The following is a 236-nucleotide window of genomic DNA, read 5'->3' as shown; positions in this document are numbered from 1 at the left end:
TATAAGGTCACCTATAAAGATTATAATGAGTATATAAAAATCACTCATGGCAAAAAGCTTACCTATGTATTTGGTGGGAAGTTACTGGCGGATGACGTTCCCGTCAGCATCCCCTGGCAGATGGCCAAAGACTACTGCCTGTGGCTGGGTAAAATGTCGGGTAAACGGGTGGATTTACCCACCGAGGCGCAGTGGGAATACGCGGCCCGCTCCCGGGGACAGTATTTGCCCTATGC

The 236-nt window shown here is 49.6% G+C and carries 1 protein-coding gene; it reads left to right on the top strand.

Translation table 11 applies throughout. From position 1 onward, the window contains the following. The coding region (locus tag ACU8YC_RS28925; protein ID WP_446896502.1) for a formylglycine-generating enzyme family protein at window positions 1-236 on the top strand (236 nt) is incomplete at both ends.

The organism is Citrobacter sp. VF227 (assembly GCF_052950715.1).
This window is presented reverse-complemented; position numbering and strand designations above follow the sequence as displayed.